Source organism: Emticicia sp. (assembly GCF_049241225.1).
In the GTDB taxonomy this organism is placed as follows: domain Bacteria; phylum Bacteroidota; class Bacteroidia; order Cytophagales; family Spirosomataceae; genus Emticicia.
The window spans coordinates 3,114-9,308 of record NZ_JBMLRC010000118.1 but is presented as its reverse complement, the minus strand read 5'-3'; the positions used below and the strand labels follow the sequence as shown (position 1 = coordinate 9,308).

The 6,195-nt window shown below is 36.3% G+C and carries 2 protein-coding genes; both read right to left on the bottom strand.

What is annotated here, in order from left to right; translation table 11 throughout:
- Positions 1–4,454 (bottom strand): hypothetical protein (locus ACOVO2_RS07240; RefSeq protein WP_421769329.1); only part of this gene is annotated, 4,454 nt, incomplete at its 3' end.
- Between the two features lie 105 nt (positions 4,455–4,559).
- Entirely contained in the window at positions 4,560–6,056 is a 1,497-nt protein-coding gene (glpK, locus tag ACOVO2_RS07235; RefSeq protein ID WP_421769328.1) for a glycerol kinase GlpK, read from the bottom strand.
- Positions 6,057–6,195 lie beyond the last annotated feature (139 nt).

Genomic DNA, 6,195 nt, shown 5'->3' with positions numbered 1-6,195 from the left:
ATTTTTGCTCCTTCGATTTCTTCGTTGCCCAAAATTATAATCTTCACTTCTGCTTTACCACTGACGGTTCCCTCGCCACAAGCATTTTTGATGGAGGTAAGTTCATAAATGGTTGTTTGCGAAGGTTTTACAAAAAACTCATAAGGTGTTTTTTCGGTAGTAAAGGTTTCGTTATTCGCAAGTTTAATTGTCCACGGTGGGGAAGATGTTAGGTCAATTTTTATTCGAGTAGAGTCCCCAATATTCAAATCTTTACTTCCACTAATGGTGGCTGTGGGTAATTTAGTAGTTGGTAAGACTTTAACTGGAAAACTCTGAGTAGCACAATCGCCAGATTCTATTTGGGCTTGATAGGTGCCTGTTTCAGTAGCTTTTATACTTGACTTTATTTGATTAGAAATTACTTTTCTATCTTTTGCCCATGTATATTTAAGGGTTTGGTCTGCAGCACTCGTTAACTCCATAAAGCCGCCATTGACACAAATAAATGTGCTATCTTTTGGAGAGACTTCTCTTGGAATTTTGATATAATCTATCGTTATCGGATTGGTCGTTACACTACAGTTTTTTTGCTTTATCGTGACTGAATAGGTACCTTTTGGGACATTTTCTAAATATTCTTCTTTACTAAAATCAACGCCATCTTTTTTCCATTGAAAGCTTGGCTGGTCTATTCGCTTTTGTGTTTTATCATCATAAGCGTAGGTATAACTTTTTATTCGAGGAAAAAGTGTAACAATATCTCCATAGCATGGTACTGTTTTATAAGGGCTTTCAAGTGTTGCTTCTAATTGGCCAAAGCTTACGGTAAATGGTTTCGAGATAAATTGGCAGCTCTTTGTATTCGCTTCCCATTGATAAGTGCCTGATTGATAGATTTTTATGTTTTCTGTGGTGTCTTTAGATAAATAGACATCATTGAACTTCCAACGATACTTAGCATTTCTCTGATAAAAACTATATACGCTAATAGTATCTAAGCAAGAAGTAATATTTTGTGAAAGGACTTCTATTTTGGTACCGCCAATTTTTACATTTAAAGTATCACTTGTGGCTATACATGTTTCTTGTGAGTCTTTTAACGGGTAGGTTTGTGTTACCCAGTAATTACCAGAAGTTGCAGCATAAAAGTTAGTGTTGTATTTTGGTAATTCTTTTATCAACTTGTTGCCGTTATATACTTTGGTTGGGTAAGAATAATATTGCTCACCATCTCCACCATAAAAATGTAATAGAAGACTATCTTTTTCGCAAGCTAAAATACTTTTATCATTTGTTGAGTAGGCATTTGATGAATAGTTTGACATTGAAAGCTTGACCTTATTGGTAAACTTAATTTGAGTTGGCTTGGAATATGTAACACAAGAGCCTTGAGAAATTTTTAAACGATAATTGCCCTCTTTTTCAACTTTATATGAAATACTATCAGCATTTGGAATATCAAGGCCGTCTTTTTGCCATTGTAATTGCACACCACGTCGACGAATGACGGAATCTTGGTAATAACCTCTATCAAAATAAGGTTGATAATAAAATTGATAAGTAGAACCTTTACAAACTTCAACTTTTGTTGGGTCATAATTGCTCAAATATCCGCCGTATCCAACTACTCTATTAGGCAAAATATCTCCAATATTTACCTGCACTGAGTCAGAGGTTGCTTCACAAGTTCCTTGCTTGACTGTAAGCGAATACCTTCCTTTTTTACTCGCTTTTATAGTAGAACTATTCATTTTTTCGACGGGTTTTCCATCTAAATTCCATTGAAAAGTTACATCGTCTAAGTAGTTTGAAGATGCTACGTCTATCGAAAATCCCTCGCAAGCAAAAGGAGAAGTCAGGGGATAAACGTATGGTTTTTCAAGTTTTCCAATAGAAACAAGGGCTAACGTATCATTACTTTTGGCAATACACCCATCTCTTGAAACTTCGATAGAATATCCACCAGCCTGTTTTGCTGAGTAGGAGATGCCCGTTGCACCGTCTATTTTTTTTCCATTAAATTTCCACTGAACTTTATCGAATTTATTATAAGTTGTATCTATTTTTAAGGGTACGCTATAGCCAGTACAAGCACTTTGACTTGCATAGATAATTCTTGGTGTATAAACATACGATAGGCTTAGATAAGTACTTGGTGAACTACTGATATTTCTATCGTTTGAAGTAATAACTAACCTATAGTAGCTTGAAATCCGTACTTTTATAGGGCTTTTTGTGCCAGAGGCAAGCGGAATAAGTTTACCGTAATAATCAATTTGATTTACAGTAAATACAGTATTGGGTGCAAACTTACCCGATGTTGTGAAATGGATATCAGTATCAGTATCATAACAAATCTTCGCTTTTGATAAGTCTGCTAAAGTAATTGATGGGCAATCCGCTTCTGTATTAATCTTAACATTGGCAGTTGCAGTATAAGTACACTTCGTATCATAATCAGTAGCTGTTATCTTATAAATGCCTGCCATTTGTGGTGTTGCATTTTCTCGGGTCAGGCTGCCACCAAAACCAAATCCTACATTATCAGGGGTATTCATGTTATAATAAACCGAATTATTATTTGAAGTTTTGGGTGTAATGGTGAACGATTTACCTAAGCAGATAATTTCTGGAGTTTCTACTGAAAAAATTGGTAATGGATTAACTTTTATAGAAACACTATCTTTGAATGTACAACCGTTATCATTAGTAATATTCAAGTAATATAATCCTTGATTAGCAGAACTTAGTTTAGAAACCGTCGGGTTTTGTAGGGTAGAGGTAAAGCCATTGGGTCCTTTCCATTCGTAATTTTTTGCTTTTCCTGCATTTAACTGTAAAGTTTGTCTTTCACAAATTGTTGAATTTACTTTAATTTTTGCTCCAACCGCTATTTCAGGTGAAGCTACAGAGCAAAAATCTTGATTGATTACGACCGAATAGTTTCCTGTTTCTTTTGTGGTAAAAGTAGAGTTATTGGCATTAGGTATTAATTTCCCTTCTTTTTTCCAAGAATAGGTTAAACCTTCTCTCTTTTCAACAGATAAATTAAAAATGCCATTTTGGCACAGGGAATTATCAAGGGTTATAGGTAAAGCTTTTACGCCTTTAATGATAACCTCTAATGTATCTGAATATTGAGTACAGATGTTTTCTTCCTTAGCGATTACATAATATTTGCCAGATTCTGTTATTTTGGGTAAATCATTCACATTTGTTGTAGCAATTATGTTACCATCTTTGTAAAGTTCTAATTGTTTTCTTTGCAAAGTTACAATGTTCAAAGTAAGGGTTTGTCCAATGCAGGCCTCTACTTTTTTACCATTTATATTATTTATTCTGAGTGGAACTATACCCGAAGAAAGAGATTTTATTTCAAATTTTTTAGTTTCGCTCTGACATTGCCCACTTTTAACAACAGCAGTATATATACCCGGAGCCGAAGCAGTATAAACAGCACCTAAAGGATTTTCAAATTGCTTTATTCCATCTTTTCTCCACTCAATTTTTACATCGCCTTCTTTGGTAGAAGCTGAAATTTCATACGAATTTGTAAAATATATTACCCTTTGGCCACATCTATTGAATGCTGTTGGAATCCAATCATTAAGAGTAAATTGTGGTAAGTTTTTTCCGAATTTAACTTCGATTGTTGGAGTAATGAGCAGACAATCACCCTTTTTCAGTTCTAATCTATATTTTCCGGATTCACTAATTTTGTCACCGTTATTGAAGTTGATTTGTTTACCATCTTTAAATGCTTTAATTTCTGAATAATCCCAATACCCAAAATTAGATAACATGCGAATAGGTATTCCTTCACAAAACTCAAGCGTAGTGTCTTTTGTGTAGGCTTTATCTCCTAAAACAATCTGATGCGTTTTTAAGTCTATCGTTTTTACTTCGATTGGTTGGGTGGTAGTACTACACTCTCCTTGAGAAACCCTAACAGTATATTGCCCTGCTTTTTGCGGAGAATAGTAATAATTTTCTTCCCCATCAATATCAATATTATCTTTTTGCCACTGATACTTAAAATCATTTGTATAATTTACTATAGGGTATAGCTGAATACTACCATTTCTATCACAAATATTTACAGATTGCTGACCTGTGGAGCTATATAGAAAAGTATTTAGCGTAGTTGTAAAATTTAAATACACAATTCTAAAGTAGCTACATGAGCCAGAAGTTGCCCTTACAGTATATTTGCCGCCTACATTTCCTATTAAATAATCCATTTTCGTTGCACCTTGTATTTCTTTATCATCTAAAAACCACTGATAGGTAGCATTAGGAATTTCGTCGGCAGTTAGGGTTATTGGAATACCTGAGCAAAAATAAAATTGGTAATTGTCTGTTAATCTTCTGTTATTATAATCAATTGTTATTCCAAACGGTAGATTACAATTCTGAGCAAATAAGTTGTGAATGTTTAAGATTAAAAAGCAAATAGTAAAGATTTTCTTCATACGTGTGAGTGAGTATAAATTTCTGTGTGTTTAAAATTTTTCCAAATATAAACAAAAAAGCCATCTGCGAAGACGGCTTTAATGAAATGTCTGTTTTTGTGAAATCTACTTCTCCCAATCAAATGAACGCTTGATTGCTTTCTTCCAACCTGTATATAATTTCTTGCGTTCGGCGGCTTTCATTTTTGGTTTCCATGTTTTGTCTTTGCCCCAATTTTGTAGCAAATCATCTAAATTTGCCCAAAAGCCAACGGCCAGACCTGCGGCATAAGCGGCACCGAGTGCAGTAGTTTCAATCATTTTTGGGCGAATAACTGGCACTTTGAGCATATCTGACTGGAATTGCATCAATAATTCGTTTACTACCATTCCGCCATCAACTCTGAGCGAAGAAACTTCGATACCTGAATCTTTTTCCATTGCTTCCAACACATCTCTTGTTTGGTAAGCCGTTGCTTCCAAAACCGCACGAGCAATGTGGCCTTTGTTTACGTAGCGAGTCAGACCCGCAATTACACCACGAGCCGAAGACTTCCAATAAGGTGCGTAAAGCCCCGAAAAGGCTGGAACAAAATATGCTCCGCCGTTATCTTCAACGGTTTTAGCCAAAGCCTCTACATCCGTACTTTTTTCAATCATTCCCATGTTATCTCGTAACCATTGCACTAATGCTCCAGCAATCGCTACCGAGCCTTCGAGTGCGTAATGAACTGGCTGATTTTCAAACTGATAAGCAACGGTTGTGAGCAAACCAGCTTTTGATGGAACGATTTCTGTGCCTGTATTCATCAACATAAAACAACCCGTTCCGTAAGTATTTTTAGCTTCGCCAGGTTGGTAACAAGTTTGTCCGACGAGGGCGGCTTGTTGGTCGCCTAAGATTCCAGCCAATGGCACTCCTTGCATCGTTTCCGACTGGATGTGTCCATAAACTTTGCTACTTGGCTCAATTTTAGGCAACATTTGTAGCGGAATATTCATAATTGCGGCCAATTCTGCATCCCACTGAACGGTTTCGAGGTTCATTAGTTGCGTACGGCTGGCATTCGTAACATCAGTAATGTGCAAGCCACCTTTTGTGCCACCCGTTAGATGCCACATCAAGAACGTATCCATATTTCCGAAAATTGCTTCGCCTTTCTCGGCATCTTCACGCACACCTGCTACGTTATCGAGAATCCATTTGATTTTCAAACCGCTGAAATAAGTGGCCAAAGGCAAACCCGTGCGGTCTTGAAAGAATTGTGAACCATGACTTTTCGTAAGAGCATTTACGGTATCGCCCACACGAGTATCTTGCCACACGATGGCATTGTAGTAGGCTTTTCCTGTGCGTTTGTTCCAGACAACAGCTGTTTCTCGTTGATTGGTTATGCCACAGGCAGCAATATCTTCTACCTTGATATTTTTATTGATTCGGGCTTTGGCTATAACTTCGAGCGTATTTTTCCAAATTTCTTCTGAGTCATGTTCAACCCAGCCCGGTTTTGGGTAAATCTGCTCGTGTTCTTTTTGCCCGACCGAAACGATGTTTCCTTTTTTATCAAAAATTATGCAGCGAGTGCTGGTTGTGCCTTGGTCGATAGATGCTACGTATTTCATAGATTGGTATTATTGAATAGGTATGTTTTATAGCGTTGAATTTGTTGGTCAAATATAGGAATAAATTGATACACAAAAAGAGTGGATAACAGGAAATCCAGCCTAAATAATACTATTTATTATTTATCCTTATTCAAGT

Coding starts and splice junctions, on each gene's coding strand:
- glpK (WP_421769328.1), bottom strand. CDS start 6,056: ATGAAATACGTAGCATCTATCGACCAAGGCACAACCAGCACTCGCTGC.